This window comes from Pseudoalteromonas sp. S554 (assembly GCF_005930865.1).
GTDB lineage: Bacteria > Pseudomonadota > Gammaproteobacteria > Enterobacterales > Alteromonadaceae > Pseudoalteromonas > Pseudoalteromonas marina.
Genome location: NZ_PNDV01000102.1, coordinates 1 through 262 on the forward strand (window position 1 = coordinate 1; position 262 = coordinate 262).

Consider the following 262-nt stretch of genomic DNA (forward strand, 5'->3'; position numbering starts at 1 on the left):
TGTTTTGTTGTTGCTTTGATGGCGCGGCGTGTTTTTAAACTTACCTTCTCGATACTCTTTTCGCCAACGACTAAGCATTAACGGATGAATATCCAGCGCCTCGGCAACGTCCTTTGACATGACATCGTCTCGTAAGCTTAGTTCGACTGCTTTGATTTTGAAATTAACGGGGTAAAACCAAGTCTTTCTAGGTTGGGTATATCTAGGCATGTTAGCCTCCTCAAAGTGATGAGGAGGTGTCCACTAAAACGGGTGAGGAGCA

The 262-nt window shown here is 44.7% G+C and carries 1 protein-coding gene; it reads right to left on the reverse strand.

All coding sequences use genetic code 11. The features are described 5' to 3' along the window. A partial coding sequence (locus tag CWB65_RS17805; protein ID WP_138741129.1) for a transposase occupies window positions 1-210 on the reverse strand: 210 nt, incomplete at its 3' end. Between the last annotated feature and the right edge of the window lie 52 nt (window positions 211-262).